This is a genomic window from Halomonas sp. ATBC28, from assembly GCF_005937175.1.
GTDB lineage: Bacteria > Pseudomonadota > Gammaproteobacteria > Pseudomonadales > Halomonadaceae > Vreelandella > Vreelandella titanicae.
The window spans coordinates 1-3,372 of record NZ_VCQL01000048.1; the positions used below are offsets into that span (position 1 = coordinate 1).

The window sequence follows — 3,372 nt, forward strand, 5'->3', positions numbered from 1 at the left end:
GGGTATACGGATTTAATGGTTGATGGGGCACCTTCACCCCATCAATCTGATACCACCCTCAGATGGTTGATAGATCGACTCCGTAGTTGAGTTCCTCTGCGAAGTCCGGCAGTCCGTAACCGATGGTTTTCTTGTAGAAAGGAGAGACCTTCGCAGTCGGTGCCTTCTTCTTGTGCTTCGTGGTGTAGAGCATTCGTGCCCGCATCACCTCGAAGGAGTAACCGCGCCCTTCACGGTTCTTGTCCTTGGCCAGTCGGTTGATGGACTCCGTGTAAGCGTTGGTGACGGGCATGTCCGTCTCGAAGTAGGTCATGGTCTCTTCGCGCCAGTTTCCCACTGCCCTGACCAGATCGCTCCAGACTTCCTTTTGGCCCTTCGGGATGGTGGCTATCCACTCGTCCAGGGCGGCTTCTGCCTGGAGCCGTGTGGTGGCGTCCCAGATGCCGTAGAAGCGCTCCTTGTGCTCGTAGGCGGCCAGCAGTTGCGGGAACGCGCCTGTCCAGGTCTCCATGATGAGGCGCTCCCGGTCTGAGACTTCGTGAGCGCGTTTCAGCAGGATTTTCCGGTCTCCCTTGAGAGTCCGGCTCTGGGACGGTTTCAGCTCCTTTCTGAGGCCCTTGCGCACTCTCTCTAGGGCATCGTTGGCCATGCGCACCACATGGAACTTATCGACCACGATACGGGCTTGGGGCAGCACAGCCTTGACCGCTGCCCGGTAGGGGTTCCACATGTCCATGCTGACGATCTCGACCTTCTGCCGGTCTTTCAGCTTCATCAGGTAGTTGGTCACCACGTCCTGGCGGCGGGTGGCCAGCAGGTCGAGCAGGGTTCGCTCCTCAATGTTGGTCAGAATGCAGCGGTAGCGCTTGTTCAGGTATAGCTCGTCAATGCCCAGGATGCGGGGCGTCTCGAAGCGGTGCCAGCGCCCCAGGAACTCGGCGCGGGCGTTGAAGATGTCGCGCACCGTCTTCTCGTCCAGGCCGGTCTGTGCCGCCACAAAGGTGTAGGGGTGGTTGAAGGATTCCTTCTCCACGTACTCATGCAGCCGCAGTGTCATACGGAATCCGTCCACCATCTCCGGTAGCTGGGGCCTGAATGTTGTCTTGCAGGCCCGGCAGGTGTATCGGCGGCGGACCACCCAGAGAGTGACCCGCTTGCCGTGGATGGGCAGATCACGATAGGGAACGTCACGCTTGCCGAACCGTACGAACTCACCCTGCACGCCGCATTCCTCGCAGGCGATGGGATCGGGCACGTCCACCTGGAAGTGCATTTCGTCGTCGGTTGATTTGCAGCCCAGTACTTGGTATTGCGGCAGGTGAAGGATGTTGTCGGGAAGTTCGGTCATGGTGTTGTATAGGCGTAGGTGTCAGTCAGATCCATCCGGCTCGGCATTGGTGTTTGCTTTTTTACCCAACAAGCTGCTGGAAACGAAAAGTAAGGCACCGAGGACAATTGCAATATCAGCCAGGTTGAAGGCCGGCCAATGCCAGTCTCGCCAATAGAAATCAAAGGAATCCACAACATAGCCGCGAAAGACCCGGTCAATCAGGTTGCCCATGGCGCCACCGAGGATAAGACTGTAAGCGATGGCTTCTCCTTTATGACGATTTTCAAGGATCAGCTTGATCAGAAAAATCGAGACCACTACCGCGATTCCGATAAAAAAGTAGCGCTGCCAGCCTCCACCATTCGCAAAAAGACTGAATGCGGCACCGGTGTTCCATAGGTGCACCCAGTTAAAGAACGGGGTCACCGAAACATACTCGCCATAGGCCATTGATTGCTGCACCAGCCACTTTACAGCCTGATCAGACGCTGCCAGCAGGCCCGATATGGACAATAGGGCATACGGCGAGAGCTTTTTGCCAATAATGAGCATTATTTAACCCTTCAACGCCAAAATGCGTCTGGCACCGTTAAGTACAATGCCCCCCGCGATGGTGCCGATAATCAGATCCGGATAATTGGAACCGGTCCACGCGACCAGGGCGCCGGCGGTGATGACCCCCAGGTTGATCACCACGTCGTTGGCCGAGAATATCCAGCTTGCCTTCATGTGCGCCCCGCCTTCCCGATGTTTGGATATGAGCAGCAGACAACTGGTATTGGCAATCAATGCGACGAATGCGATAGCCATCATCACCAGCGATTCAGGCTCACTACCGAATACAAAGCGTCTCACCACCTCTACGAGCACGCCCACAGCCAAGATCAGTTGCAGTACACCAGCAAGATGCGCGGCACGTACCTGCATTTTCACGCTATGTCCAACCGCATAAAGGGCAAGCCCGTACACCGCCGCATCGGCAAAATTGTCCAGGGATTCTCCAATCAGGCCGGTGGACTGGGCGATCAGACCGGCAGTCATTTCCACCACGAACAGAAGTGCATTGATGCCGAGCAACCAGCGCAGGGTCCCGGATTCTTGCTTAGCAGAAGCTGCCGAAAACTCGGCGGCCTTGATGGTCTCCGGATTTGCAGCGACGGTTTCCTGAAGCGAGGCGCCTAGCCCCAAGGTCTTCAGTTTCGAGGTGACGGGCTCGACCTCGCCGTCATGCACGACCTTCAGCCGGCGGTTCGACAAGTCGAAGGACAGCGCCCGAATCTCCTCAAAGCCGTTCAGGGCTAGGCGAATCATTCGTTCTTCTGATGGACAGTCCATCTTCGGCACGGCATAAACACTGACCCATCTCCCTGGCGCCTCGGAGGAGGCCTGTATATCGGTATCCGCTGCGGACGTTGCATCACCGCCACAGGCGCCACCACAGGATTTGCTCATGATACGACTCCACTTGAACAATGTTGTGGTACCATTTAAAACTATAAAGCTACTATAAGGTCAATAGAGTAAAGAATCCGTTGGGGAGGAGGCTGATGCGCATTGGTCAGTTGGCGCAGTTGGTAGGGGTCGAAACACAGACGATCCGCTTCTATGAACAGCAGGGCTTGTTGCCGCCGCCTGATCGGCAGGACAACGGTTACCGTGTCTATACCGAGAAGCATGGTGAGGGGCTGGCCTTCATCCGTCGCTGCAGAATCCTGGGCCTGTCACTGGCTGAGATTCACGAACTACAGAGCTATCAGGACGACCCTCATCAGCCTTGTACCGCCGTCAACGCCTTGCTCGATGATCACATCTCTCATGTGCGGTCGCAGATAACCGCTCTGCAAGCGCTTGAGAAACAACTCGTTTCACTGAGAGCGAGTTGCAACGATGACCGGGAAGTTGAGGCGTGTGGGGTTCTTGCTGGAATTAGCGAAGGAAACATGCACCAGCAGTAGGTGAAGCATCAACCAGATAATCCGATGAGATGCCGGTCTGTCTCACTCTCATGCAAAGGTAAGATCAACCATTTAATCCGCTTACCC

Annotated in this window: 4 protein-coding genes; 1 reads left to right on the forward strand and 3 read right to left on the reverse strand. The window is 56.0% G+C overall.

Translation table 11 applies throughout. The features are described from left to right. Positions 1–58 precede the first annotated feature (58 nt). The 3 genes from E0L35_RS25115 to E0L35_RS25125 are packed head-to-tail and all read right to left on the reverse strand — an operon-like array spanning position 59 to position 2,782. Complete coding sequence (locus E0L35_RS25115) at positions 59–1,348, reverse strand: ISL3-like element ISPpu12 family transposase (protein WP_004574636.1); 1,290 nt, start codon at positions 1,346–1,348, stop codon at positions 59–61. A 21-nt stretch (positions 1,349–1,369) separates the two neighbouring features. After that, positions 1,370–1,882, reverse strand: coding sequence for a signal peptidase II (lspA, locus tag E0L35_RS25120; protein WP_004863699.1), 513 nt, complete (start codon positions 1,880–1,882; stop codon positions 1,370–1,372). A gap of 3 nt (positions 1,883–1,885) precedes the next feature. Further along, positions 1,886–2,782 carry a cation transporter gene (locus tag E0L35_RS25125; protein WP_004574643.1) on the reverse strand — a complete coding sequence of 299 codons (897 nt, stop codon included), beginning with the start codon at positions 2,780–2,782 and terminating at the stop codon, positions 1,886–1,888. Positions 2,783–2,877: 95 nt separating this feature from the next. Here E0L35_RS25125 and cadR point away from each other — a divergent pair, with 95 nt between their 5' ends. Then, entirely contained in the window at positions 2,878–3,285 is a 408-nt protein-coding gene (gene cadR / locus E0L35_RS25130; protein ID WP_004364961.1) for a Cd(II)/Pb(II)-responsive transcriptional regulator, read from the forward strand. The last annotated feature ends 87 nt before the right edge of the window (positions 3,286–3,372 follow it).

Coding starts and splice junctions, on each gene's coding strand:
- E0L35_RS25115 (WP_004574636.1), bottom strand. CDS start 1,348: ATGACCGAACTTCCCGACAACATCCTTCACCTGCCGCAATACCAAGTA.
- lspA (WP_004863699.1), bottom strand. CDS start 1,882: ATGCTCATTATTGGCAAAAAGCTCTCGCCGTATGCCCTATTGTCCATA.
- E0L35_RS25125 (WP_004574643.1), bottom strand. CDS start 2,782: ATGAGCAAATCCTGTGGTGGCGCCTGTGGCGGTGATGCAACGTCCGCA.
- cadR (WP_004364961.1), top strand. CDS start 2,878: ATGCGCATTGGTCAGTTGGCGCAGTTGGTAGGGGTCGAAACACAGACG.